This is a genomic window from Klebsiella sp. BIGb0399, from assembly GCF_003752615.1.
Classification (GTDB): Bacteria; Pseudomonadota; Gammaproteobacteria; order Enterobacterales; family Enterobacteriaceae; genus Klebsiella; species Klebsiella lignicola.
This window is the reverse complement of the sequence record NZ_RKHT01000006.1, coordinates 739,169-764,878: the sequence shown is the minus strand read 5'-3', so window position 1 is coordinate 764,878 and position 25,710 is coordinate 739,169. Positions and strand designations below refer to the sequence as shown.

Sequence of the window (25,710 nt, the reverse complement as noted above, 5' to 3'; positions counted from 1 at the left end):
ACAGCCTGAAAGACGATGGGTACTGACTGAAATCGCAAAGTAAAAAGCGTATAATAAAGGCTCCACGTCAGTGGGGCCTTTTTAGCACCTACCCCTGTCTCTTTTGTCCGTTATCTATACTCAATGGATAACCGCCAAAACAGACTTAACACAGCCGGTTTGAGCTGTGCATCACAGGCCCCGGACGGGCCGAATCTGGAGATATCACCGCAATGTCAACTATTGGCCGTATTCACTCCTTTGAATCCTGTGGCACCGTCGATGGCCCAGGGATCCGCTTTATTACCTTCTTCCAGGGCTGCCTGATGCGCTGCCTGTATTGCCATAACCGTGACACCTGGGATACCCACGGCGGTACCGAAGTCACCGTCGAAAGCCTGATGAAAGAGGTGGTGACCTATCGCCACTTTATGAATGCTTCCGGCGGCGGCGTCACGGCATCCGGCGGTGAAGCCATTCTGCAGGCCGAGTTTGTGCGCGACTGGTTCCGCGCCTGTCAGAAAGAAGGCATTCATACCTGTCTGGATACTAACGGCTTCGTCCGCCGCTACGATCCGGTCATTGATGAACTGCTGGAAGTCACCGACCTGGTCATGCTCGACCTCAAGCAGATGAACGATGAGATCCACCAGAATCTGGTTGGCGTGTCGAACCATCGTACCCTGGAATTTGCCCGCTATCTGTCGAACAAAAATGTCAAAGTCTGGATCCGCTACGTCGTGGTGCCAGGCTGGTCAGATGATGATGACTCCGCCCATCGCCTAGGTGAGTTTACCCGCGACATGGGCAACGTCGAAAAAATCGAGCTGCTGCCTTATCACGAGTTAGGCAAACATAAATGGGTTGCGATGGGTGAAGAGTACAAGCTTGATGGCGTGCATCCGCCGAAGAAAGAGACGATGGATCGGGTGAAAGGCATTCTGGAGCAGTATGGCCACAAGGTGATGTACTAACTCCCCTGCCGTTTTAGCCATTTCCGGGGCTGCATCAACGTTGCCCCGGAAGCGCCCCTCTTCTTCCTTCTACTCTTGCCAGCAAACGTATAACGCCTACCGGCAATATTTCAGCTGTAATCAGGCGTGAGCCACCGGGGTCGGATGATGACCGGCTTTGCGCAGCAGCGTCAGCAGATAAATAAACGACACGCTGGCAATCATAATAAACAGCAGATTGTCGGAGAAGCTCTGCATCAGCATCGCGGTGAGGGTTGGCCCAAGCAGGCTCCCGATGGTATAGCTCATCAGCAACGCCTGGTTCATCGCCACCAGCTGATGGCGTTCGACTTTTTCACAGGCCCACGCCATCGCCACCGGATAGAGCGTGAAGCCCGAGGCGCCAAGAATGAATAACGCCGGCGCCATCGCGGCACCGCTCAGCATTGCCAGGCAGCCCAGAATGACGATAAAGACCTGTACCCGCAGCACCAGCAAACGGCCGTAGCGGTCAGCCATGCGGCCAATTGGCCATTGGCCAAGGATCCCTGCGCTGACCATTACCGCCATCCAGAAACCAATCCCGGCGTCACTCACGCCCTGATGGTTCAACCACAACGGCATCAGGCCATACAGCGACCCCAGCACGATCCCCGATATAATGCAGCCATTAACGCCATGGCGCGCCTGACGCAGTCTGAGCATCGGCCAGATACGAGCCGGCTCATGCGGTTCATCGCTTTGATTAACCACACGGGTAAACAGCAGAGGCAGGATCGCCGCCAGTGCCATCGCGGTGACCCACGGCAATACGCTCATCAGGTCCGTCGGCAGTTTGCTGACCATCAGCTGGCCCAGCACGGTCCCCACGTAGTAAACCATCATATAGGCGGCGAGCAGACGGCCGCGGCTACGCGACGTTCCGCTACACACCAGCGCACTTTCCACCACCACCCAAATCATCGCGCAGCCAACGCCGGCGATAAAACGCCAGCTTAGCCAGGTCCAGAAACCAATAGTGATCCCCAGCCCCACGCAGCCCACCGCAAAAATCAGGGAAGCCAGATAATAGCTCCGGTTAAACCCAAGACGCTTAATCACCCATCCAGCCAGCAGCGTACCGACCAGGTTACCGGTGAAATAGGATGAACCGACCATACCAACCTGCCATGTCGGCATATTTTCATGGGCGAGCCAAAGCGGGACGAGGGTGTTTAAAACCGCTATCGCCAGCGTCAAAAGAAGCAGGCCGCAGAGCAACATTTGCACCGGCCGGGTGTAGATGGACATGGGTATAACCGTGAGGAAGTTTAGATTTCGTGCGCATCATGCCACTGCAAAAAACATTGTCAATCCGCCAGAAATCAGGCGGGACGCGGTTTCACGAGCAACGATAGAAGTTTTTTATCCAGCGGAACGGCAACAGAATTATTCTTTATATTATTCCATTGTTTTTATTAATTTATTGGAAAATAACGGCGGGAATATCAGTAGAAAAATTTCATGAATCAATCGCACTTTTTAATTACGCCAGAGCAGGACGCCCTGGCGTAATAGCAATATCAGCTGGCGATCGCCATACCGACGGTCATATGCAGACCATAGAACACACCACGCCCGAGCATCTCACCAACCAGCACCAGTACGAATGCCAAGCTTAACAGCGGCACCGCCGGTTGATAGCCTTTAAGCAGCGGGATCACCCAGCATGCCAGCGCCAGCGCTAACGCCACCACACGCCAGGCCATCAGCGAGCCGTAATCCGGTACCAGCGCAGAAGCCTGCTGAATGGAGCTGTGGATCGTCGACAGCTCGCTGCCTTGCATCAGGGCGACGATGACGCTCGCCACCAGCGCCAGCAAGGTGATAACCGGCAGCAGACGCATTGCCCAGCCGTCAACGCCAGCGACGCGCAGCAGCAGATACCCAAGCAGCGGCCCCCCGATTAACAGCGTCAGGAAGAAGCTCAGCGGCGTCCAGACGCTATACCAGGTCGGGACGGTATCAATGGTGTTGTACACCCGCACCATCATCCAGACGAAGATAACGCCCAGCACCATCGTCGCCACCAGCCAGAGGTTACGCAAGCCGACCGGCAGCTTTTTCATCACTGCCAGCAGCCAGCCAATACCGCCTACGGCGAAGAAGAGCGCACCGCTCGCAATTTCGTTACTCAGTGACGAGGCACCGATGCGGTTAAGCGAGTTAAAGGCCCGCATGGGCGATCCCAGATGCATTGTGGAGGCGATAAAGCCAATCCCCATCAGCACCCATAAACCGAACATGCTCAGCACTACGCGCTGTTGCTGCTCGCGCGATAAATCACCTTTCATCAACGCCAGTGCCAGGACGATAAAACCCCCGGCGACGCACTGTCCAAAGACCGTGAAGATCATCAGCGGCCATTCATGCCATCCACTTCCCATCTCACACCTCCTTCGGGTTGGCCAGATAGCCGGTTGTATCACCGCACGGACGACTGTTAGCGTTCGGTTTGATGACAATACTGGGTTTCGTAAAATGAGCTGATGGCAGCGGAGCTACCGCAGCCAGCTCACCGTGTTTTTTACGCAGCTCTTCAATCGGACCAAAGTCCAGCGCGCGCAGCGGGCAGGATTCGACGCAGATCGGCTTTTTGCCGTCGGCGACACGTTCATAGCAGCCATCACACTTGGTCATGTGTCCTTTCGCCGCGTTGTACTGCGGCGCACCGTACGGACAGGCCATGTGGCAGTAGCGGCAGCCAATACACACATCTTCATCGACGACGACAAACCCGTCATCGCGCTTGTGCATGGCGCCACTCGGACAGACTTTGGTGCAGGCCGGATCTTCACAATGGTTACAGGCAATGGATAAGTAATAGGCAAAGACGTCCTGATGCCAGACGCCATTGTCCTCCTGCCAGTCGCCGCCCGCGTACTCATAAATACGGCGGAAGCTGACGTCAGGCGTTAAGTTTTTGAAGTCTTTACAAGCCAGCTCGCAGGTTTTACAACCGGTACAACGAGCAGAATCGATAAAAAATCCGTATTGAGTTGTCATCGGTTATTCCTTACAGCTTTTCGACCTGGACCAGGTTAGTGTGCGATGGATTGCCTTTCGCCAAAGGCGATGGCCGTTGGGTGGTGAGCACGTTGATGCTCCCCGCCTGATCCACACGTCCTGCGTCCGGGTTATACCAGGCGCCCTCGCCCAATGCGACCACGCCAGGCATCATGCGCGGCGTCACTTTGGCTTCGATATGCACTTCACCACGATCGTTGAAAATACGAATACGATCGCCGTTGGTGATGCCACGTTTCTTCGCATCGAGCGGGTTGATCCACATTTCCTGGCGACAGGCTGCCTTCAGCACATCAACGTTGCCATAGGTCGAGTGCACTCGTGATTTATAGTGAAAACCGGTTAACTGCAGCGGGAATTTCGCGATCAGCGGATCGTTATAGTTTTCAAAACCGGGGGTGTAAATCGGCAGCGGGTCGATCACATCGCCCTCAGGCAGCTCCCAGGTCGCGGCGATGTTGGCCAGCGCCTGCGAGTAGATCTCAATTTTGCCCGATGGGGTGGTCAGCGGATTGGCCTGCGGATCGTCACGGAAGGCTTTATAGGCAACGTGATGCCCTTCCGGGTCGCGCTGTTTGTAAATCCCCTGTTTGCGGAAGGTGTCGAAGTCCGGCAAATCCGGGATCGCCTTGCGGGACAGCTCATGCAGATGGCGCATCCACCCTTCCTGGGTACGGCCTTCGGTAAACTTCTGCTCCACGCCCATGCGTTTTGCCAGCTCGGCGGTCATGTCATAAATGGTCTTGCATTCAAACCGCGGTTTAATCACCTGGTCGGTGAAGATCACGTACGACATGTTGCCGCAGGAGGCATCCAGCGCGAAGTCCATCTGCTCGGAAGCGGTGCAGTCGGGCAGCAGAATATCGGCATATTTTGCCGATGAGGTCATGTGGCAGTCGATCACCACGATCATTTCGCACTTCTTGTCATCCTGCAGGATTTCATGCGTGCGGTTGATATCAGAGTGCTGGTTAATCAGGCAGTTGCCGGCATAGTTCCAGATCATTTTGATCGGCACATCCAGCTTGTCTTTGCCGCGGACACCGTCGCGCAGCGCGGTCATTTCCGGACCCCGTTCAATCGCGTCGGTCCACATAAACATTGAAATGCTGGTTTCAACCGGGTTTTCAAACGTTGGCATACGCTCAAACGGCAGGTCGTAGGAGCCTTCACGCGCGCCGCTGTTGCCGCCATTGATCCCGACGTTACCGGTCAGAATCGCCAGCATTGAAATCGCGCGGGTGGCAATTTCACCATTGGCATGACGCTGAGGTCCCCATCCCTGGCTGATATACGCCGGTTTGGCAGTCGCAATTTCGCGAGCCAGCTGCACGATACGATCGACCGGAATACCGGTGATCATCGAGGCCCACTGCGGGGTTTTGGCAATACCGTCGCTACCCTGGCCAAGAATATAGGCCTTGTAGTGGCCGTTAGCTGGCGCATCGGCAGGTAACGTTTTTTCGTCGTAGCCGACACAGTATTTATCGAGGAATGGCTGATCGACACGGTTTTCGGTAATCATGACCCAGGCCAGCGCGGAGATCAGCGCGGCATCGGTACCGGGACGAATCGGGATCCACTCATCTTCGCGGCCCGCACCGGTATCGGTATAACGCGGATCGACGATGATCATCCGGGCATTGGATTTCTGCCGCGCCTGTTCCAGATAGTAGGTCACCCCGCCACCGCTCATGCGCGTTTCGCCAGGGTTATTACCAAACAGCACCACTAGCTGGCTGTTTTCAATATCCGATGGACTGTTGCCATCGGCCCAGCCACCGTAGGTGTAATTCAGCCCCGCGGCAATTTGCGCCGACGAGTAATCACCATAATGGTTGAGATACCCGCCGCAGCAGTTCATCAGACGTGCGATGAGCGTTTTTCCCGGTGGCCAGGAACGGGTCATGGTGCCGCCGAGGGTGCCGGTGCCGTAGTTCAGATAGATTGACTCGTTTCCGTAGTCTTTAATCAGGCGCTGCATATTGCCGGCAATCGTATCGAAGGCTTCTTCCCAGCTAATGCGCTCGAATTTACCTTCACCACGCTTACCGACGCGCTTCATCGGGTATTTCAGACGATCGGGGTTATAGACCCGACGACGCATTGAACGCCCGCGCAGGCAGGCGCGCACCTGATGCAGGCCGTCATAGTTATCGTCACCGGTATTGTCGGTTTCAACGTATTTGATTTCACCATCAACCACATGCATCCGCAGCGGACAACGGCTACCACAGTTCACGGTACACGCGCTCCAGGTTACCGTCTCATTGACGGGGGCCAGCGCGTTGGCAGCGTGGGCAATACGTGTAAAGGGTAAAGTAAATGCACTGCTGGCCATTGCCAGACCGCCAATGGCCGTGGTTTTCATTAAACCACGCCGGCTTACTTCGGCAGCCAGTAAAGCATCGGGGGCTTTAATTTTCATGGATACTCGCTTTGATTGCTCACAGTTCACTGACAATCGCTATATAGATATTTATATAACGAAATAAGTTTATTATAGTTTTTTATGCTGGATTAACACTGAGGGAGTATGCGGGCATTCACCGGGGGGATTATTGCCCGGCATCAAGAAGGGGGTAAAAAAAAAGCGCCCGAAGGCGCTTTTGAGAGAGCGGTAAAATTTAGCCGATAAATTCAAGGCCGCGCATATAAGGGCGCAGAACTTCCGGAATTTCAATACGGCCATCTGGCTGCTGATAGTTTTCCATCACCGCCACCAGGGTACGACCTACCGCCAGTCCGGAGCCGTTCAGCGTGTGAACCAGACGCGTTTTCTTGTCTGATTTGCTGCGGCAACGAGCCTGCATACGGCGCGCCTGGAAGTCCCAGACGTTGGAGCAGGAGGAGATTTCACGGTAGGTGTTCTGCGCCGGCACCCAGACTTCGAGGTCATAGGTTTTACAGGCGCTGAAGCCCATGTCACCGGTGCACAACGCCACTTTACGGTACGGCAGACCCAGCAGCTGCAGAACTTTCTCCGCATGGCCGGTCATCTCTTCGAGCGCAGCCATGGAATCTTCCGGGCGTACGATCTGCACCATTTCAACTTTGTCGAACTGGTGCATACGGATCAGACCACGGGTATCACGACCGTAGGATCCCGCTTCAGAACGGAAGCACGGCGTGTGGGCGGTCATTTTGATCGGCAGATCGTCTTCGTCGATGATCGCATCGCGAACCAGGTTGGTCAGCGGCACTTCAGCCGTTGGGATCAACGCGTAATTACTACTGTCAGCTTCTTCTTCCAGCGGACGCGTGTGGAACAGATCGCCGGCGAATTTCGGCAGCTGACCGGTACCGTACAGCGTTTCCTGGTTGACCAGATACGGGACGTAGTTTTCGCTATAGCCATGCTGCTCGGTGTGCAGATCCAGCATGAACTGTGCCAGTGCACGATGCAGACGCGCCAGCTGCCCTTTCATGACCACAAAACGGGAACCGGTCAGCTTAACGGCTGCAGCAAAGTCCAGCCCACCGTGCATTTCGCCCAGGGTGACGTGATCGCGGACGTCGAAAGCGAACTCGCGAGGGGTGCCCCAGCGGCTGACTTCAACGTTGTCTTCTTCACTTTTACCCTGCGGAACGTCGTCGTGCGGCACGTTCGGAATGGTCAAGGCGATATCGCGGATTTCCGCCAGCAACACGTCCAGTTCGGCTTTCGCCGCATCCAGCTGTTCGCCAAGTTTGTTCACTTCCAGGCGTAATGGCTCGATATCTTCCCCGCGCGCTTTCGCCTGGCCAATGGATTTCGATCGGGAGTTACGCTCCGCCTGCAGGTTTTCAGTTTCAACCTGCAGAACTTTACGACGCTCTTCCAGAGCGCGCAGTTTATCTACATCCAGCTTAAAGCCCCGGCGTGCCAGTTTTTCAGCGACTGCGTCTGGCTCGGTACGCAGCAGATTGGGATCGAGCATGCTTATCCTGTGCTTATCGAATTAATAAAAGAAAAAGTGGCCGCAGACTACGACCACCGGAATATCTTGATAACCTTACCGCAACGTCTCAGTTAGCGGTAGCGTTTTATGGGGCTATTTTGATCCTGTTCGGTAAGCCAGGCGAGCTTTTCGCCAATTTTACCCTCCAGCCCCCGATTTGTAGGCTGATAATAACGGGTTTGGGCCATTTCCTGCGGGAAATAGGCTTCTCCGGCGGCATAAGCGTTCGGCTCATCATGGGCGTAACGATACTCTTGCCCATACCCCATGTCCTTCATCAGACGGGTTGGCGCGTTGCGCAGATGCACCGGTACATCGTAGTCGGGACGCTCGCGGGCATCGGCCATAGCGGCTTTAAAGGCAGTATAAACTGCGTTGCTTTTCGGGGCACAGGCCAGGTACACAATCGCCTGGGCAATGGCGCGCTCACCTTCTGCCGGCCCCACGCGAGTAAAGCAATCCCAGGCAGCAATCGCCACCTGCATGCCGCGCGGATCGGCATTGCCAACGTCTTCCGATGCAATCGCTAACAGACGACGGGCAACATACAGCGGATCGCCACCGGCGGTAATAATTCGCGCGTACCAGTACAGCGCGGCATCCGGTGAACTGCCGCGTACAGACTTATGCAGCGCGGAGATCAAATCGTAGAAACGGTCGCCTTTATTATCAAAGCGGGCGCTGCGCTCACCGGCAATTTCGGTCAGGAGTGCCGCTTGTAGCACCCGGTTACCGGAGGCGTCGGTCTCGGCCATATCGGCCATCATCTCAAGCGTATTGAGCGCCCGCCGCGCATCGCCGTTCACCAGCCCGGCAATCGCCTGGCGGGTCTCGTCCGGCAGAACGATGTTTTGCCCACCGTAACCGCGCTCCTTATCGTTCATCGCCTGGGTTAATACCTGCTCAATATCATCGCTGGTTAACGATTTCAGCAGATAGACACGCGCCCGGGATAACAGTGCGGAATTGAGTTCAAAAGAGGGGTTTTCCGTCGTCGCACCGATAAAGGTGATGGTGCCGTCTTCAATATGCGGCAGAAACGCATCCTGCTGGCTTTTATTGAAACGATGGACTTCGTCGACAAACAGAATGGTGCGGCGTCCGGCATTGCGGTTTTGCCTGGCACGCTCGATCGCTTCGCGGATCTCTTTCACCCCGGAGGTCACCGCCGACAGGCGTTCGACGTCGGCGCTGGCATAGCGAGCAATCACTTCAGCCAGGGTGGTTTTCCCGGTGCCTGGCGGCCCCCACAGGATCATCGAATGCAGATGCCCGGCTTCAATCGCTCGCGGCAAGGGTTTCCCCGGCGCCAGCAGATGCTGCTGGCCGATGTACTGCGCTAAATTTTCTGGCCGCATACGGGCGGCCAGAGGTTGAAACGCATTGTCGGAAAAATCGAGCGACAGATTGCTCACATTCGCCTCTATTTACGTTGATCGTCCACTGTCACCCCGTTCGGCGGTGTAAACGTGAACTTAGATGCATCGATCGCACCATTTTGCTGTGCTTTCAGCTGGTAGCTGCTGCGCTGGTCATCCTGCTCTACCGCGCTGAACTGGTGAATGGTGCCGTCACGGCCCACATTGATTGTGAACTGCTTCAGGTTGCCGCTACCGCTTTTCGGGGTCAGAACAAAATCATCGCCATTTTGCTTGATATTGTACTGCTGCCAGTCGTTCGCCTGGTTACGGGCAATCAGCATAAACGGCGTGTTGCTGGTGGCGTCTTTCAGCCAGGTCACCGTCGCCTGCTCAACAAACGGGTTATAGAACCACAGCGTTTTGCCGTCGGAGACCAGGATACTTTCATCTGGCTGAGTCATGTGCCAGTTAAAGAGATTAGGGCGTTTCACCCACAGGTCGCCCTGCCCGTCCTGAACCGCATTACCGCTACCATCCGTCACTTTTTGCGTGAAGCTGGCGTGGAAACTGCTCACCTTATCGAGGCGGCCTTTCAAATCACTGGCGGCATCCGCCCAAACCTGGCTGACCATAAAGCCAGACAGTAATGCACAGGTGATTGCGAGTTTTTTCATTGTTATTCCTTAATGTGCGTCACTCCCGACGCGGGAGCCTCTTCTGCCCCTAATTTAGGACCGCCTGAGGCGGCGGGACAGAAGACAATGCTGATTTTGCGCTTATTTACCCAACTTTGCACTTACTCGAAGGGAGGCGGCGCCAGCACTTCACGGTTGCCGTTATGGCCCTGTTCGCTGACGATACCCTGCGCTTCCATTTGCTCGATGATACGGGCTGCGCGGTTGTAACCGATACGGAACTGACGCTGCACGCCGGAAATCGACGCTTTACGCTTTTCAGTCACGAAGTTCACCGCCTGATCGAACAACGGATCCAGCTCTTCCGATCCGTCAAAACCACCGCCGCCGCCTTCGCTTTCGCTATCCGACGTGATGCCGTCGACATACTGCGGACGTCCGCGAGCTTTCCAGTCCTGGACTACCGCGTGAACTTCCTGGTCGCGTACAAACGCGCCATGCACACGAACCGGCATGGTGGAGTTCGGCCCGGAGTAGAGCATATCCCCCATGCCCAGCAGCGATTCGGCCCCACCCTGATCGAGGATGGTACGCGAGTCAATTTTACTCGACACGGTGAAGGCGATACGCGTCGGGATGTTCGCTTTGATCAGGCCCGTGATCACATCGACGGACGGACGCTGCGTTGCCAGCACCAGGTGAATACCCGCGGCACGCGCTTTCTGCGCCAGACGTGCGATCAGTTCTTCTACCTTCTTGCCGACGGTCATCATCAGGTCGGCGAATTCATCCACCAGAACCACGATATACGGCAGCTTTTCAAGCACCGGATGCACGGCATCCATGCTGTCGCCCGGTTTCCAGTACGGATCCGGGATCGGACGTCCCATCCGCGCCGCTTCGGCGATTTTCTCGTTGTAACCCGCGAGGTTACGCACGCCGAGCGCCGACATCAGCTTGTAGCGACGTTCCATCTCGTTCACGCTCCAGCGCAAGGCGTTGGCGGCGTCTTTCATGTCCGTGACCACTTCGGTTAACAGATGCGGGATACCTTCATAGACCGACAGTTCAAGCATTTTCGGGTCGATCATGATGAAACGCACATCTTCCGGCTGCGCTTTATAGAGCATGCTGAGGATCATAGCGTTCACACCGACCGATTTACCGGAACCGGTGGTACCGGCAACCAGCAGGTGCGGCATTTTCGCCAGATCGGCCACCACCGGATCGCCGGCGATATCTTTCCCCAACACCACGGTCAGCGGCGATGGGTTATCGCGGAATTTCGTGCAGTCCAGCACTTCACGCAGGTAGACGGTCTGACGCTTTTTATTCGGCAGCTCCAGGCCAACGTACGGTTTGCCCGGAATGACTTCCACGACGCGAACCGCGACGGTAGAGAGCGATCGCGCCAGATCCCGTGACAGGTTTGAAATACGCGCGGCCTTCACGCCAGGCGCCAGATTCAGCTCGAAGCGAGTGATCACCGGACCCGGAGAGTAGTTCACAACATCGGCCTTGATGCGGAAATCGGCCAGACGGGCTTCCACCAGACGCGCCATTTGCTCAAGTGCAAACGTATCAACCGGTTCGATCTCGGCTGGCGGTGGCGTCAGCAGATCCAGAGAAGGCAGCGGCGTCGTCGGACGCGGCACCGGATGGCTGTTGCCATTACGCATCAGCAGCGGGTGAATCAGGCTCTCCTGCGGCGGCTGAGCGGTGCTCTGCGAAGGCGCATGTGCCTGCTGCTGCGGCTGATAGCTTTGGGCTGCAGGATGAACCTGCGGCGCCATCTGCGGATGCTGCACCGGCTGGTGTACCTGCTGTTGATGCACTGGCTGCTGATGCACCGGTTGAGAAACCTGAGGCTGCATCGCTGGCGGCGGCGTCACCGGCTGCTGGTAGTGCTGCTGATTATGCTGCTGTACCGGCGGCTGCGCTTCTGGCGTCGGGGTAAACAGCGGCGCTTTCGGCGTGTCGTCAACCAGCGCTTTCATCGGTGAAAAATCATAATCTGCCGGGGTGAACGGCGTCGCGCCCTGCGGCTGTTCGCTGCTATAACGCTGCTGCTGAGAAGCCGCAAACTGGCGGGCCAGCTCGGCTTCAGCAGCACCGTCATCGTCGTCTTCATCCGATGCGTAGACTTCCCCGTAGCGCTGCTGCTGGGTCGCGGCAAACTGGCGAGCCAGCTCGTCCTGCTCCAACGCATCGACTTCTTCGTCCGTTAACGGTTCATCATCATAATTCTGGTCGAACTCGGCTTTACGGGCCTGTTCTTCAGCCATGCGCTGCGACGGGAGTTTAATGCCGTAGGATGCCAGCTCACGGCGTGTCGGAACGCGGACATGGTTAGGACGCGGCAGTTTTGGACCAATCCCTTCTTTCACCTGCACGCGCGGCCCACCGGATGCCGGACTGAACAGCGGTGCGGCAGAAGATGCCACAGAAGCAGCGGCTACCGTTGCCGCCGTGGCTGCCGGGCCGGTGGCCTGATGCACGCCGGCAGCAAGTGCGCTGACAGCCGCAGCTTCAGCGGCAGGTGCCGGGGCCGGCGCTGACGTTATCGGCCGAGTGGCGACCGGGCTGGCCGGCTCAGGAATCGGCTGATACCAGGCGGCCAGCTGTTCGCGCTCACGCGCCCGCTTCTCTTCGACTTCTTCGAAATAGTACATCGGCGGACGCTGCGGTTTCACATCCTCCTGCGGCGCTTCAGGCTCAACCGCAGGCGCAGAAGAAACCGGCGGCTCTGGCTGATACGCCGGCTGCTGTACCGGTGCCTGCTCAGGCTGATAGGCCTGATGCTGCGGATAAGTCGGCTCCGGCTGATACACCGGCTGCTGTACCGGTGCCTGCTCAGGCTGGTAGGCCTGATGCTGCGGGTACGTCGGTTCTGGCTGATACACCGGCTGCTGTATCGGCGCCTGCTCAGGCTGGTAGGCCTGATGCTGCGGGTAAGTCGGCTCCGGCTGATACACCGGCTGCTGTACCGGCGCCTGCTCAGGCTGATAGACCTGATGCTGCGGATAAGTCGGCTCCGGCTGATACACCGGCTGCTGTACCGGCGCCTGCTCAGGCTGATAAGCCTGATGCTGCGGGTAAGTCGGATCTGGCTGATAAACCGGCGGCTGTACCGCTTCCGGTTGATACGCCGTTTGCGGCGCAAGGCCGGCCTCTGACTCGGCCCACGCCTGCGGTGCCGCGGTCGCGGCGGCTGCAGAGGTCAGCGGGTCGGCAATATTGTGGCCATTCAGCAACGGGTCGTACGGGTCAAAATCACCAGGACGCGTTGCGCTGGCGCCAGAGAACAGGACATCGTCAGCATCTGCCGGACGTGCTGCGCTGGAACCGGAGAAGAGCACATCATCAGCCGCAACGGGAGCGCCCTTCGCGCTGAACTGCACCTCTTCTTCGGCATCGTCCATGCGCTTGCCGGAGAACAGCGCAGCATCGGTCTTGCGCCCCATCGGGTTAGAGAATTTTTCTGCCAGACGCTGCCGACGCGCTAAGGCGCTGCGTAAAATACGTGCGCGGCGCGACCCTTGCGGTTTCGCGTCGTCGTCGACGTCATCTTCATCATCTTCGTATTCGTCCTCATCCACCCAGGTGTCGTCGCGACGGGTACGGTTGCTGGCGAAGGTAAGGATAGAAAGGATAGCGCCGCCGAGTTTTTCGGCGATGCTCACCCATGACCAGCCGGTAAACAGCGTTAAACCCGCCGCCCAGATACACAGCAGTGCGATCGTGCCGCCGCTGCTGTGCAGCAACGGTTGCAGGGTGGTGCTCAGCAAGCTGCCGATAACGCCACCGGACGCGAAATACCAGATATCATCGGCATTGATTGACGCCAGACCGCAGGAGGTGAGGATCAGCGCCAGTGCGCCAATCAGCCGTAACGAGACGGCGAAATAGTCGATGTACTCGTCGTTCGTCTGGTTACGCCAGGCAAACCAGCATCCGCCGATGATGATCACCGGAATGGTGTAAGCCATCACGCCAAAGATGAAAAATAGCGTATCGGCAAGCCAGGCGCCGGGTATGCCGCCTATGTTGTGAATGGGTTCGTGCCAGGCCGTTTGTGACCAGCTAGGATCCGAGGGATTAAAGCTCAGTAATGCTGCCATCAGCCAGATGGCAAACAGAGAGCAAAGGATGAGTAACGCCTCAAGGAGTCGGCGCCCGCTGCTTAACTTTGTCAGTTTGACTTCTTTGTCTTCGGTGTATTCCTGGCTCAAAAAAGGCTCTCCAGGTATCAGGCTGTTTCCTGCCTGCTGCTAAAACGGACAACAGTGCCGGGTCTCCCCGGCACTGTTGCTGTATGGATTAACAGGAGTGTAATCAAACTGCGACGAGTTTGCACCTGTTCCGTGTTAGCGCGTCTTAATAACCAGACGATTGCTTTGCTTGACTTCTTCCATTACCACATAGGTACGGGTGTCGTTTACACCCGGCAGGCGCAGCAGGGTTTCGCCCAGTAATTTGCGATACGCTGACATATCCGGTACACGGGTTTTCAACAGATAGTCGAAATCACCGGAAACCAGATGACACTCTTGAATTTCTTCAAGTTTTTGCACAGCGGAGTTAAATTGCTCAAACACATCCGGCGCGCCACGATTCAGAGTAATCTCAACAAATACCAGAAGTGATGCATCCAGATAATGCGGGTTGAGCAGCGCCGTATAGCCCTGAATAAAACCCTGTCTTTCCAGTCGACGCACGCGCTCAAGGCAAGGCGTCGGTGAAAGTCCCACCCGTTTAGAAAGCTCGACGTTTGAAATACGCCCGTCTTTTTGCAGCTCATTCAAAATATTACGATCGATGCGGTCGAGATCTTTGCCAGGGCGCTTCTTGCTATCTACCATTATTATTGTCTCTCTGTATTCCTTCCCTACTCCTGTTCCGACTCAGAGCCTTCACTGCCCGAGTCCATCCTGTTATTACCCTTTACGACATTGAGTAACCCAGGGGTACGTGAGAAGCCCGTTGCCTGACGGCAGTCACCAACATCACGCATGGCGTCTGTCCACACCATGCGTAGATTTCGCTAACCCGGATAAAAATGGCATTTGCGTGCATGAAAATTCGCCACACGCGAAACACTTTTTTTTCTTCCATGAATGTTTTCGCAAAAGCACAGGGGATTGTCAAAGCAAAACATCGATTTTTAGTACAAGATGCCAGATATTCATTATACCCCCCCGTTGATTCTCATGTTTTCATCTTATAATTGTCCCGCTGACAGTAGAATTAGTTATATTCCTCGTTCGTAAAATCACCAATTCATCGGCTACTTCTATTGCACACATCGTTAACAAAATCGCTGTGCTCTTTTTTTACGACAACAAATTCCCTACAATCCAGCCCAATGTATGCCAATAAATTATGGGGATCTCATGGGCACGACCAAACACAGTAAACTGCTTATTCTTGGTTCTGGACCTGCGGGATATACCGCTGCCGTCTACGCAGCGCGCGCAAACCTGCAACCAGTGCTGATTACCGGCATGGAAAAAGGGGGTCAGTTGACCACCACGACAGAAGTGGAAAACTGGCCTGGCGATCCGAACGATCTGACCGGCCCGCTGCTGATGGAACGTATGCATGAGCATGCAACAAAGTTTGATACCGAAATTATTTTCGACCATATCAACAGCGTCGATCTGCAGAACCGCCCTTTCCGTCTGGTGGGTGACAGCGGTGAATACACCTGTGACGCCTTAATTATCGCCACCGGCGCGTCTGCACGTTATCTGGGACTGCCATCGGAAGAAGCGTTCAAAGGCCGCGGCGTATCCGCCTGTGCAACCTGTGACGGTTTCTTCTACCGTAACCAGAAAGTCGCCGTGATCGGCGGCGGCAACACCGCGGTTGAAGAAGCGCTGTATCTGTCTAACATCGCCTCCGAAGTCCATCTGATTCACCGTCGTGATTCGTTCCGCGCCGAAAAAATCCTCATTAATCGCCTGATGGATAAAGTGGCAAACGGCAACATCGTGCTGCACACCCATCGTACCCTGGAAGAGGTTACCGGCGATCAAATGGGCGTGAGCGGTCTGCGCCTGCGCGACACACAAAATAGCGACAATATCGAGTCTCTGGACGTTGCCGGTCTGTTTGTTGCTATCGGCCACAGCCCTAACACCGCCATCTTTGAAGGTCAGCTGGCGCTGGAAAACGGCTATATCAAAGTACAGTCTGGGATCCACGGCAACGCCACCCAGACCAGCGTTCCGGGCGTCTTCGCCGCAGGCGATGTGATGGACCACATCTATCGTCAGGCGATCACCTCTGCCGGTACCGGATGCATGGCGGCACTGGATGCCGAGCGTTATCTTGATGGTTTAGCCGACGCGTGCAAATAATCTTTACAAGTCAGTAACAAAGGTAAAGAAGGCGACGAAAAGTCGCCTTTATTTTTTCCTCGTTGTAACATTGCCCAGCCTAAAAACCTCATAACTACACCTGCAAAGTGCGCAATGAATAAAACCCGTCAGCAAGAGTTAACACGTTGGTTAAAAAATCAAAGCATTCTCTCCCGTCGCTGGTTGATGATTTCCCGTGCCTTGGGGGTCATTAGCGGTCTGCTGATCGTCGGCCAGGCCTGGCTGCTGGCGCGGATCCTTCATCGTATGATCATGGAGAATATTCCGGCAACGGCGCTGGTGCTGCCGTTTATTGTGCTGGCATTAATTTTTATTCTCCGTGCCTGGGTGGTGTGGTTCCGCGAACGAGTGGGGTTCATGGCCGGACAGCATATTCGTTGCGAAATCCGCCGCCAGGTGCTCGATCGCTTACAGCAGGCGGGCCCGGCATGGATTCAGGGCAAACCAGCAGGAAGCTGGGCGACGCTCATTCTTGAGCAAATCGATGATATGCACGACTACTACGCGCGCTATCTGCCGCAGATGACGCTGGCGGCCTGCGTACCGTTGCTGATTGTCCTGACTATTTTCCCGATTAACTGGGCAGCCGCACTGATTCTGCTTGGTACCGCACCGCTGATCCCGCTGTTTATGGCGATGGTCGGCATGGGCGCGGCTGATGCCAACCGCCGTAACTTTCTGGCGCTGGCCCGGTTAAGCGGCCATTTCCTCGACCGCCTGCGCGGCATGGAGACGCTGCGACTGTTTCACCGCGGTGAAGCAGAAACCGACAATATTCGTGAAGCATCCCAGGATTTCCGCCAGCGGACGATGGAAGTGTTACGCCTCGCCTTTCTCTCGTCGGGCGTGCTGGAGTTTTTCACCTCCCTCTCTATTGCGCTGGTGGCGGTCTATTTCGGCTTCTCCTATCTCGGCGAGCTGAATTTCGGCCATTATGGCGTCGGGGTGACCTTGATGTCGGGTTTCCTGACCCTGATCCTGGCGCCGGAGTTTTTCCAGCCGCTGCGTGATTTGGGCACCTTCTACCACGCCAAAGCGCAGGCCATTGGCGCCGCGGACAGCCTGAAGACGTTTATGGAAACGCCGCTGGCACAGGATAAAAAAGGTGAAAAAGTGCTCAGTGACAATGAGCTGATTCGCCTTGAAGCGCATGATTTGTTGATTAAGTCCCCGGAAGGAAAAACGCTGGCGGGTCCGCTCAACTTTACGCTTCCAGCCGGCAAGCGCGTGGTACTGGTGGGCCAAAGTGGTTCGGGGAAAAGCTCACTCCTCAACACCCTAACCGGTTTTCTTCCTTACGAAGGTTCGCTGCTGGTCAACGGTATTGAACTGCGCGACCTCGACGCCAGCCGCTGGCATCGCCTGCTCAGTTGGGTGGGCCAGAACCCTCAACTCCCGGCGGCAACCCTGCGTGAAAACGTGCTGCTGGCCTGGCCAGAAGCCACCGACGCACAGCTTCAGCTAGCGCTGGATAAAGCCTGGGTCAGTGAATTTGTCTCTCAGCTGCCGCAAGGCATTCACACGCCGGTCGGCGATCAGGCCGGTCGCCTGTCCGTCGGCCAGGCACAGCGCATTGCCGTGGCGCGCGCGCTGCTGGTGCCCTGCCGTCTGCTGCTATTAGATGAACCTGCAGCCAGCCTCGATGCCCATAGCGAGCAGCGGGTGATGCAGGCGTTGTTTAACGCCTCGTCGCAACAAACCACGCTGATGGTCACCCACCAGTTGGAAGGTCTCGCCGATTGGGATGCGATTTGGGTGATGCGGGATGGTCAGATTGTCGAACAGGGTACCTATGCTCAGCTGGCCGCCGCCGAGGGTCATTTTGCGACCCTGCTAGCCCACCGTCAGGAGGAGATTTAAATGCGTGCATTACTGCCTTATCTGGCGTTGTACAAGCGGCATATCTGGCTGCTGACGATCGGCGTAGTCCTGGCGATTATCACCCTGCTGGCCAGCATTGGCCTGCTGACGCTTTCGGGCTGGTTCTTATCCGCCAGTGCCGTAGTGGGAGTCGCCGGCATCTACAGCTTCAACTATATGCTCCCGGCCGCAGGCGTGCGTGGTGCGGCAATTCTGCGTACCGCCGGTCGCTATTTTGAGCGTCTTGTCAGCCATGACGCCACCTTCCGCGTGCTGCAACATCTGCGGGTATTCACCTTCAGCAAACTGCTGCCGCTCTCCCCTGCCGGGCTGGCGCGTTTTCGTCAGGGTGAACTCCTTAACCGGGTGGTTGCCGACGTCGATACGCTGGACCACCTCTACTTGCGGGTGATCTCCCCGCTGGTTGGCGCGCTGGTTGTCATTCTGGTGGTTACCGCTGGCCTGAGTATTCTCGACGTCACGCTGGCGCTGACTCTGGGCGGGATCATGCTGTTAACGCTGGTTATTTTGCCGCCGCTGTTTTATCGCGCCGGAAAACCGACGGGTGAACATATCACCCAGCAGCGCGGACAATATCGCCAGCAGTTGACCTCCTGGTTACAAGGCCAGGCAGAGCTGATGCTGTTCAGCGCCAGTGACCGCTACCGGGCGCAGATGGAAAAGACCGAACAGCGCTGGCAGGAAGCACAACGTCGCCAGGCGGATCTCACTGCCCTGTCGCAGGCGCTGATGCTGCTGATTGGCGGTATCGCGGTGATTGCCATGCTGTGGCTGGCCTCTGCCGGGGTTGGCGGAAACAGCCAGCCTGGCGCGCTGATCGCCCTGTTTGTTTTTTGCGCCCTGGCCGCATTTGAAGCGCTGGCCCCGGTCACCGGCGCGTTTCAGCATCTTGGTCAGGTCATTGCTTCCGCTCGTCGGATCACGCAAATTACCGAACAACAGCCAGAAGTCACTTTCGTGCCTGGTGCGGAACAAGCGCCTGAGCGGGTTGCGCTGACCCTGGATAAGGTCACCTTTAGCTATCCGCAACAGCCGGCTCCGGCACTGGATACCGTCTCGTTGCAGGTCAAGGCAGGCGAGCATATCGCGATTCTGGGGCGTACCGGCTGCGGCAAATCGACACTGTTGCAACTTCTGACCCGCGCCTGGGATCCGGCGCAGGGTGAGATCCTGCTTAACGGTCAACCGTTAACGCACATCAATGAAGCTTCCCTGCGTCGGGCGATGAGCGTTGTTCCTCAGCGGGTGCATCTGTTCAGCGCCACGCTGCGCGACAACCTGCTGCTGGCCGCCCCTGGCGCCAGCGATGCTCAGCTCACCAGCACCCTGGAACGCGTGGGTCTGGAGAAACTGCTGGAAGACAGCGGCCTCAATGCCTGGTTGGGTGAAGGCGGTCGTCAACTTTCCGGCGGCGAGCTACGCCGGCTGGCCATCGCCCGTGCCCTGCTGCATGATGCGCCGCTGATGCTGCTTGATGAGCCCACCGAAGGGCTTGATGCGACAACAGAAAGCCAAATCCTTGATTTACTGAGTGACGTGATGCGTGAAAAAACCGTCCTGATGGTTACCCACCGTCTGCGCGGACTGGCACGTTTTAATCAGATAATTATCATGGACAACGGGAAGATTATTGAGCAAGGTAATCACGCAGAACTGCTGGCGAAACAAGGGCGTTATTACCAGTTTAAACAGCGTCTGTAGACGGGATATTTCCCCTCGTTTTGCGTATATACTTTAGGCGTTTCAGGGCACCGACATGGTGCCCTTGTGCCAGCCGTTAGCCTGAAACGACAACGGTGGTGGCTAGCTGAAACGCCACGAGTCTATTGGACAATTGCCTGGTGCGTATTGAGGTTAAAATGCGTCTGGTTCAGCTCTCCCGTCAGTCCATTGCCTTCCCTTCCCCGGAAGGCGCCCTGCGCGAACCGAATGGCCTGCTGGCGCTCGGCGGCGATCTCAGCCCGTCACGCCTGTTGATGGCCTATCAGCACGGCATTTTCCCCTGGTTCTCTCCGGGCGATCCTATTTTATGGTGGTCTCCCGATCCCCGCGCGGTCCTGTGGCCAGAACAGTTTCACCTCAGCCGCAGCATGAAGCGTTTTCACCAACGCTCTCCCTATCGCGTCACGCTCAACCATGCATTTGGCCAGGTCATTGAAGGTTGCGCCGAGAACCGTGACGAAGGCACGTGGATCACCCCCGGCATCGTTAAGGCCTATCACCAGCTCCATGAGCTGGGCCATGCGCACTCGATTGAAGTCTGGCAAGACGACACCCTGGTGGGCGGCATGTATGGCGTGGCTCAGGGGGCGTTGTTTTGTGGTGAGTCGATGTTCAGCCATGCAGAAAATGCCTCAAAAACGGCGTTACTGATTTTCTGCCAGTCATTTAGCCGCGACGGCGGTAAATTGATTGACTGCCAGGTGCTGAATAATCATACGGCATCGCTGGGGGCCGTCGAAATCCCCCGCCGTGATTACCTTGACCGTCTGGCCGAATTGCGTACCCGCCGCCTGCCTGCGCGGTTTTGGGTACCGAGGGTGCTATTTGCCGGCCACGAGTAAATGTTTTCAGCACATTTTTCACCATGATGGTATAATTGCGCCGTAGAGTAGCTTCTGCCTGTTGCCCCGCCGCCGTTTGGGAATCATAAGAGTCAGATAACGCCCATCGTTCTGTCACTCCCCCTTTACGTTTGCGCCTGTCATACGGCTTTTCCGTGTGGATTACGGGCAATGCGCCAAAACTACTTCAGAAATTTATATCCTGAACAATTTAGGATGCGTCGGGTTGGCAACGTTAAGCCCCTGGCAGCATCAATAACTATGTGACCGCGTAAGCGAAGACAGCCAGAAAGATAAACGTCTATACCCTAAATAATTTGATTTGCAGGCAGACGGCGACGCAGGGAATCCGCAGAAGCTTACCGAAGAAAGTGACTGTGGTGAACGAGGACAGCCAATGCTCATGCAATTTGAAGTATGCCGGGTATAACGTAAAACTTTACTTACTCGCTGAACTTCGGCATTATCTTGCCGGTTCAAAACTACGGTAGTGATACCCCAGAGGACTAGATGGCCAAAGAAGACAATATTGAAATGCAGGGCACCGTACTTGACACGTTGCCTAACACAATGTTCCGCGTAGAACTGGAAAACGGTCACGTGGTAACTGCGCATATTTCCGGTAAAATGCGTAAGAACTACATCCGCATTCTGACGGGCGACAAAGTGACTGTTGAGCTGACCCCGTACGACCTGAGCAAAGGCCGCATTGTCTTCCGTAGTCGCTGATAGTTTTCCGCCCTCGTGGCGTCAGATGCTGAAGGCCGGGATAATTCCCGGCCTTTTCATTTCTGCATCCGACTAAAACCGCATCAATTCCCCCGACCGTAAACTCACGCGCACCGGAATACCCGCCTGTCGATTACGCCGCTTTGTTGCAGTAAAACAGCGGTGTAGAGACAAAACTAATGAGCCAGGACCCATTTCTCACCTTGGTGAGCGAAAACGTGATCTCTTTATCGGGCTGGTAAAAAAAAGCGGGATAGTGTTTGGCCAACAGCGTATCGGGTACATCATCCACAGGAATCAGGCGCAAATCTTTGCTTTTCGCATGATACATGCCGTTCTCCAGCTGATAGTCAAAGATGATGTTTCTGCTAATCACATTTCTCTTCCCATCGCTTTCAATCCTGCCATGGACCTTAAGTACACCCTTACCGTTTTCCATCGAAAAGTGATAGCCAGAGGTTATGGTGTCACCATGGTGAATGAGTTGATGATGTACATTGCAAGTAATCCCCTGAGCAGATACCGCAGCAGGCGACAGCAGAAACATTAAAAAAGACAACGCAATCAGGTATTTTTTCATTTTAAATAAAGTATATGAGTGACGGATTCACAAAATGACGAACTTTCCTTCCCACAAGAGAAGTAACTTAATCGTGGTGAGGTGGAGAAGTATGAGATGTAGTAATTTCTCTCTCCATCGCAGGTGTTTTTTTGCTCAATCATAAACTGCGTGGGAGTGCTGTTGTCGACGTTTTTGGTGTTGTAGCGATAACAGGCTGGGTAATTTTTAATTTGGACGAACCCTTCTATCCCCTCAGCCGGAGTCAGGGTAACCAAATAGATCAAAACTGCCAGCACTGTCGCAAAAGAAGCCATGACGAATGCTTTTACTTTCGATACGGGTGCTTTTTCCTTTCTGACAACCGGATTTGATACGCAAAGTAAGTCATCGTGTGTTTTATCTTCGTCACTGACGTCACGAGGTGATTCATCCTCCTGCCCAAGGAGGCTAATGTTAACCCCTGAATCTATTTTGACTCCCACTTTTCTGAGTGTAACCACTAACTCATAAGTGTAATCCAGCTCTTTTAGATTTTTTCTAAGATTAACAAAGCACTGATAATATGCTGCCGTGGTGACTGAAGCACTGACATCCTTTCCCCAACCGTACAAAACCAGTTCATTTTGAGGAATCACCGTTCCCTGATGCATAATGAGCAGTTCAAGGCAGCGAGAGACGTTGCCGTGCATTACTTTTCCCTTTCCGCTCGCCACCGACAGGAGTTTTTGTTCTGCTGGCGAAAAGATAATTTGATCATCAATTAAATACTGCTTAACCATCAGCTGCGCCTGTTATGAAATAATCATGTTGAATTATTGTTGCTTTTAAAACTCAGCGTAAAATAGACTTGTTTGTATGCACTACCTTATAAAAAAAACAAGCCTGTTTCCATACGCCATTCCTTGTTCAGGCTGCAAAAATCAATTTTTCAGATTTTCATTAAAACGAAACCAACACAACAAAAAGAAACTAAAAATCAACATGCCATTCTTATGGGTTTATTTTTCTGCATTATCTGATAAATACACATTACGCGTCACTTTTGGCACTTTGATTTCCGGACTTCAAAACCCTGACCAGCAGCCTATCAAACTGAATACGCATGGCTTTTATTTGTTTTGTTTATTTTATTTTATTTTACCGTTCAATAGTCAGCACCTGTTGCTTTGGAAGCATTGATTCCTTTAACCGACTTTCATCCCTGTCCAGTAAAACTGCATAATTATCATGAATAACTGCAAAAGGAGCCTTGATGAATCGCAGAATGGACGTTCTGACAGCATTTGCCATTATGATAGCCGGTCTGGCAGGCAGAAATGCGCTGGCTTCCTGTCAAATAGGTGAACCCGCAGAAGGTAAACCCTCACTAACTGCCCCGGCCATCAGCGTAGTACCCCTGGCCGCCTCGATATCAGCCCCGGCAGACCTGCCGGTAGGGACGGTGTTATATCGCGGCGCTTTCCAGGCAATATGGCGGGTAAGCATTATTTGTACGCAGAGTGGAGCATTTTACAGACAGCTAAAGGTCATCGATTCTGGAGCTGATATCGGTTCCGTGGATGATTTTAACGTTCCAGCGACGCTGATACCTTCAGGTTCACGAGTCTATACCACCTCATTACCCGGAGTAGGAGTAGCATTTAACACCGGTGCCCAAGGGAATGATCTTGTATCTGCTGCATCCTGTTCAGATTCCATAAATTGCTCTTTCGTGGGCGCTGTCAGCACAGGTGAGGTCATTGGTGCAGAATATACTCTGAGTGTGTTGCTCATTAAAACCGCCAGTGGGCCGGTAACCCCAGGGATGATTAACGGAGAATCGCTGCCGTCCTTTGAACGACTCTACGGCCAGGCCGATAGCATGGTTGTTGTGCAAAAGTCGTCTCTGAAAGGTTCCGTTACGGTGACAGCACCAACCTGTACGACACCGGATGTTAAGGTCATGATGGGGACATGGGACGCGTCCCAGTTTGCGGGAAAAGGCTCGGGTACGGAGTGGCAGGATGCGTCAATTCGCATGACCGGATGCGGCCAGTTTCATGGTTATTATGCCGGGCATACTCAGGTCAATGGCGGCGCAGTTTCCTCGAATGGACCCGCTACGCAGAATCAATATACCTTCAAACTGACACCGCTCACGACGATTATAGACAATACCAGTGGCATTATGGCCGTTGATGCCGGGGAGTCGTCTGCTGGTGGCGTGGGGATCCAGATAGGAATAGGTTCATTGACCAGCGCGGCATCAAATTTCATACGGTTCAATCGTGGATATTCAGCAAATTTGCCTGTAAATGGCTTTACCAGTATGTCAATTCCACTGGCCGCTCGCTATGTTCAGACCGGCGAGCGTATCACCGGGGGAACGGCGAACGGGAAAGTTACTTTCACGGTTCAGTACAAGTAATAAAAAGCGGCAGGCCCTGCGCCAAAGAGCCTAACCTCACAAAAAAACAACCTGCCAGATAAATATTGTAAAAGACAACCTGCGCTTACCCTCTCCCCCTTACCCAACCCGGTACATTCTAAAAATGTCACTATCCTGAATAACTGGGGAAATAGTACCCAGTGAAGTAGCGCAGGTACGCCTCGGGTCAATATCTGAATATTCCCTTCCAGCAGAGAAACAAACATTACTCTCATCAATAATGAAATTAGTAATGAAGCCCAGCATAAATAAACACGCCCACTCTTCCTGCGCCGTTAAGCTTCTAACCTTTATAAATCCTTATTAATAATCTGATAAATATATAACCAATGCCATCACTATCATTTTGATTGTTATTTTCTAATGAATCAATAGCCACTATCCGCATGTATTTTATAAACTTTTACTTGTTTTGTTTGTTTTGCTTTTCGCTTAATAGTCAGCACCTGTTACTTTTAGAACCATTGATTCCATCTACCGATTTTCATTCCTTGCGGACATGACAGCATAATTGCCACGAAATAAATTCAGAAAGGGAGAGAGTATATCCATCTATTCAGCCCCCTCTCACACATTAAATTACAAACACCCCGGGTTATTTCGGATTAAACACAACCTAAAACAAGGAAAGCAGTATGAAAAAAACAATCCTCTCTCTGGCTATTACAGCAATGGTCGGATTCACCGCCCAGACGATGGCTAACACCGGTACCATCACCTTTGAAGGTACTGTAACAGCAAACACCTGTACGCCTTCCATCAGTGGCGGGGCCGCAAGCAATACCGTGACCCTGCCAACCGCGTCTGCAGGTTCATTAAATGCTGCCGCCAAAACCGCGGGTGAAACTCAGTTTACCATGGCGTTGAGCGGTTGCACCGGTACTCTGGAAACTGCTTCAGCCTTCTTTGAAGCCGGCACCAACGTCAACGCCGATGGTCGCCTGATCAACACCGGCGATGCTGAAAACGTGGACGTTCAGCTGTTAGACGGTACTACCGGGAACGTGATTAAAGCCGGTAGCACGGAGCAGATTACCGATGCTGGCTATCTCTCTGTTAAAGGCGGTACCGCCACTCTGCCGTATACCGCCCGTTACTATGCAACCGGCGTGGCGAAGGCTGGTGCCGTGTCCGCAAGCGTAGTTTACAACCTTCAGTACAAATAAGTTCTCCCTCAGGCGGGCCTGTCCCGCCTCTTTATTCTACGGTCATGGAGTACCGCAGATGG

The 25,710-nt window shown here is 54.5% G+C and carries 19 protein-coding genes; 8 read left to right on the top strand and 11 right to left on the bottom strand.

The features are described from left to right. The first annotated feature begins 212 nt into the window (after positions 1–212). Entirely contained in the window at positions 213–953 is a 741-nt protein-coding gene (gene pflA / locus EDF82_RS14235; RefSeq protein ID WP_123756164.1) for a pyruvate formate lyase 1-activating protein, read from the top strand. Between the two features lie 120 nt (positions 954–1,073). Here the strand turns inward: pflA and EDF82_RS14230 are convergent, their stop codons facing one another. The 9 genes from EDF82_RS14230 to lrp all read right to left on the bottom strand — a co-directional run bounded on the left by EDF82_RS14230 (position 1,074) and on the right by lrp (position 14,797). Next, positions 1,074–2,222 (bottom strand): MFS transporter, encoded by a 1,149-nt coding sequence (locus tag EDF82_RS14230; protein ID WP_123756163.1) that lies wholly within the window; start codon positions 2,220–2,222, stop codon positions 1,074–1,076. A gap of 272 nt (positions 2,223–2,494) precedes the next feature. Continuing rightward, positions 2,495–3,358 (bottom strand): dimethyl sulfoxide reductase anchor subunit family protein, encoded by an 864-nt coding sequence (locus EDF82_RS14225; protein ID WP_123756162.1) that lies wholly within the window; start codon positions 3,356–3,358, stop codon positions 2,495–2,497. Position 3,359: 1 nt separating this feature from the next. Then, complete coding sequence (locus EDF82_RS14220) at positions 3,360–3,977, bottom strand: DMSO/selenate family reductase complex B subunit (protein ID WP_123756161.1); 618 nt, start codon at positions 3,975–3,977, stop codon at positions 3,360–3,362. Positions 3,978–3,987: 10 nt separating this feature from the next. Continuing rightward, on the bottom strand, positions 3,988–6,426 hold the full coding sequence (gene dmsA, locus EDF82_RS14215) for a dimethylsulfoxide reductase subunit A (RefSeq protein WP_123756160.1): 2,439 nt from the start codon (positions 6,424–6,426) through the stop codon (positions 3,988–3,990). Between the two features lie 199 nt (positions 6,427–6,625). Further along, positions 6,626–7,918: a serine--tRNA ligase gene (serS, locus tag EDF82_RS14210; protein WP_123756159.1), complete on the bottom strand. Its 1,293-nt coding sequence runs from the start codon at positions 7,916–7,918 to the stop codon at positions 6,626–6,628. A gap of 92 nt (positions 7,919–8,010) precedes the next feature. Next, on the bottom strand, positions 8,011–9,354 hold the full coding sequence (locus EDF82_RS14205) for a replication-associated recombination protein A (protein WP_123756158.1): 1,344 nt from the start codon (positions 9,352–9,354) through the stop codon (positions 8,011–8,013). Between the two features lie 8 nt (positions 9,355–9,362). Further along, positions 9,363–9,974: an outer membrane lipoprotein chaperone LolA gene (lolA, locus tag EDF82_RS14200; RefSeq protein ID WP_123756157.1), complete on the bottom strand. Its 612-nt coding sequence runs from the start codon at positions 9,972–9,974 to the stop codon at positions 9,363–9,365. A 122-nt stretch (positions 9,975–10,096) separates the two neighbouring features. Beyond that, positions 10,097–14,167, bottom strand: coding sequence for a DNA translocase FtsK (gene ftsK, locus EDF82_RS14195; RefSeq protein WP_123756156.1), 4,071 nt, complete (start codon positions 14,165–14,167; stop codon positions 10,097–10,099). A 135-nt stretch (positions 14,168–14,302) separates the two neighbouring features. Further along, positions 14,303–14,797: a leucine-responsive transcriptional regulator Lrp gene (lrp, locus tag EDF82_RS14190; RefSeq protein ID WP_002439523.1), complete on the bottom strand. Its 495-nt coding sequence runs from the start codon at positions 14,795–14,797 to the stop codon at positions 14,303–14,305. Between the two features lie 531 nt (positions 14,798–15,328). Between lrp and trxB the strand changes: the two genes are divergently transcribed. The 5 genes from trxB to infA all read left to right on the top strand — a co-directional run bounded on the left by trxB (position 15,329) and on the right by infA (position 21,492). After that, positions 15,329–16,297 (top strand): thioredoxin-disulfide reductase, encoded by a 969-nt coding sequence (trxB, locus tag EDF82_RS14185; RefSeq protein WP_123756155.1) that lies wholly within the window; start codon positions 15,329–15,331, stop codon positions 16,295–16,297. A 114-nt stretch (positions 16,298–16,411) separates the two neighbouring features. Further along, a complete protein-coding gene (gene cydD, locus EDF82_RS14180; RefSeq protein ID WP_123756154.1) occupies positions 16,412–18,178 on the top strand; it encodes a cysteine/glutathione ABC transporter permease/ATP-binding protein CydD in 1,767 nt (588 codons plus the stop codon). Next, positions 18,179–19,900, top strand: coding sequence for a cysteine/glutathione ABC transporter ATP-binding protein/permease CydC (cydC, locus tag EDF82_RS14175; protein ID WP_123756153.1), 1,722 nt, complete (start codon positions 18,179–18,181; stop codon positions 19,898–19,900). Between the two features lie 158 nt (positions 19,901–20,058). Next, positions 20,059–20,763: a leucyl/phenylalanyl-tRNA--protein transferase gene (gene aat, locus EDF82_RS14170; RefSeq protein WP_123756152.1), complete on the top strand. Its 705-nt coding sequence runs from the start codon at positions 20,059–20,061 to the stop codon at positions 20,761–20,763. A gap of 510 nt (positions 20,764–21,273) precedes the next feature. Beyond that, the gene (gene infA / locus EDF82_RS14165) at positions 21,274–21,492 is read left to right on the top strand and encodes a translation initiation factor IF-1 (protein ID WP_002211347.1); all 219 of its coding nucleotides are present in this window, start codon (positions 21,274–21,276) and stop codon (positions 21,490–21,492) included. 133 nt (positions 21,493–21,625) lie between these two features. On the opposite strand, the gene EDF82_RS14160 is transcribed toward infA, so the two are convergent. Together EDF82_RS14160 and EDF82_RS25300 are read right to left on the bottom strand one after the other, a co-directional pair. After that, positions 21,626–22,072 carry a hypothetical protein gene (locus EDF82_RS14160; protein ID WP_123756151.1) on the bottom strand — a complete coding sequence of 149 codons (447 nt, stop codon included), beginning with the start codon at positions 22,070–22,072 and terminating at the stop codon, positions 21,626–21,628. Continuing rightward, the gene (locus EDF82_RS25300) at positions 22,069–22,833 is read right to left on the bottom strand and encodes a hypothetical protein (RefSeq protein ID WP_123756150.1); all 765 of its coding nucleotides are present in this window, start codon (positions 22,831–22,833) and stop codon (positions 22,069–22,071) included. Before EDF82_RS25300 ends, EDF82_RS14160 begins: the two co-directional genes overlap by 4 nt. Before the next feature lie 473 nt (positions 22,834–23,306). Here EDF82_RS25300 and EDF82_RS14150 point away from each other — a divergent pair, with 473 nt between their 5' ends. Then, positions 23,307–24,461: a fimbrial protein gene (locus tag EDF82_RS14150; RefSeq protein ID WP_123756149.1), complete on the top strand. Its 1,155-nt coding sequence runs from the start codon at positions 23,307–23,309 to the stop codon at positions 24,459–24,461. A 656-nt stretch (positions 24,462–25,117) separates the two neighbouring features. Then, positions 25,118–25,648 carry a fimbrial protein gene (locus EDF82_RS14145; RefSeq protein ID WP_123756148.1) on the top strand — a complete coding sequence of 177 codons (531 nt, stop codon included), beginning with the start codon at positions 25,118–25,120 and terminating at the stop codon, positions 25,646–25,648. Positions 25,649–25,710: the final 62 nt, after the last annotated feature.

What these genes read in the sequence shown, in the direction of transcription:
- lrp (WP_002439523.1), bottom strand. Translation starts at nt 14,797, where the DNA reads ATGGTAGATAGCAAGAAGCGCCCTGGCAAAGATCTCGACCGCATCGAT.
- dmsA (WP_123756160.1), bottom strand. Translation starts at nt 6,426, where the DNA reads ATGAAAATTAAAGCCCCCGATGCTTTACTGGCTGCCGAAGTAAGCCGG.
- infA (WP_002211347.1), top strand. Translation starts at nt 21,274, where the DNA reads ATGGCCAAAGAAGACAATATTGAAATGCAGGGCACCGTACTTGACACG.
- serS (WP_123756159.1), bottom strand. Translation starts at nt 7,918, where the DNA reads ATGCTCGATCCCAATCTGCTGCGTACCGAGCCAGACGCAGTCGCTGAA.
- cydC (WP_123756153.1), top strand. Translation starts at nt 18,179, where the DNA reads ATGCGTGCATTACTGCCTTATCTGGCGTTGTACAAGCGGCATATCTGG.
- EDF82_RS14150 (WP_123756149.1), top strand. Translation starts at nt 23,307, where the DNA reads ATGAATCGCAGAATGGACGTTCTGACAGCATTTGCCATTATGATAGCC.
- EDF82_RS14160 (WP_123756151.1), bottom strand. Translation starts at nt 22,072, where the DNA reads ATGAAAAAATACCTGATTGCGTTGTCTTTTTTAATGTTTCTGCTGTCG.
- EDF82_RS14220 (WP_123756161.1), bottom strand. Translation starts at nt 3,977, where the DNA reads ATGACAACTCAATACGGATTTTTTATCGATTCTGCTCGTTGTACCGGT.
- pflA (WP_123756164.1), top strand. Translation starts at nt 213, where the DNA reads ATGTCAACTATTGGCCGTATTCACTCCTTTGAATCCTGTGGCACCGTC.
- aat (WP_123756152.1), top strand. Translation starts at nt 20,059, where the DNA reads ATGCGTCTGGTTCAGCTCTCCCGTCAGTCCATTGCCTTCCCTTCCCCG.
- EDF82_RS25300 (WP_123756150.1), bottom strand. Translation starts at nt 22,833, where the DNA reads ATGGTTAAGCAGTATTTAATTGATGATCAAATTATCTTTTCGCCAGCA.
- EDF82_RS14230 (WP_123756163.1), bottom strand. Translation starts at nt 2,222, where the DNA reads ATGTCCATCTACACCCGGCCGGTGCAAATGTTGCTCTGCGGCCTGCTT.
- cydD (WP_123756154.1), top strand. Translation starts at nt 16,412, where the DNA reads ATGAATAAAACCCGTCAGCAAGAGTTAACACGTTGGTTAAAAAATCAA.
- trxB (WP_123756155.1), top strand. Translation starts at nt 15,329, where the DNA reads ATGGGCACGACCAAACACAGTAAACTGCTTATTCTTGGTTCTGGACCT.
- lolA (WP_123756157.1), bottom strand. Translation starts at nt 9,974, where the DNA reads ATGAAAAAACTCGCAATCACCTGTGCATTACTGTCTGGCTTTATGGTC.
- EDF82_RS14225 (WP_123756162.1), bottom strand. Translation starts at nt 3,358, where the DNA reads ATGGGAAGTGGATGGCATGAATGGCCGCTGATGATCTTCACGGTCTTT.
- EDF82_RS14145 (WP_123756148.1), top strand. Translation starts at nt 25,118, where the DNA reads ATGAAAAAAACAATCCTCTCTCTGGCTATTACAGCAATGGTCGGATTC.